The 258-nt window shown below is 64.0% G+C and carries 1 pseudogene; it reads left to right on the forward strand.

The window, feature by feature from the left end:
- Window positions 1-258, forward strand: a pseudogene (locus ACXAHG_RS23615) (glutamine synthetase); the annotation flags it as partial.

Genomic DNA, 258 nt, shown 5'->3' on the forward strand with positions numbered 1-258 from the left:
GCCGCTCAGGCTTCCGCGACCTGGCGCCGATCTCCGGCTACAACGAGGATTACTCCATCCTGCAGACCAGCCGCGAGGAGCATGTGATGCGCCCCATCCGCAACCACCTGTGGGATGCGGGCCTGCCGGTCGAGAACTCCAAGGGCGAGGCGGAGACCGGCCAGGAGGAGCTCAATATCAAATACGCCCCGGCGATGGCGACGGCGGAGTACCACACCATTGCCAAACATGGCGTCAAGGAGATTGCGGAGCAACAGG

Source organism: Leisingera sp. ABD4_442, from assembly GCF_056160905.1.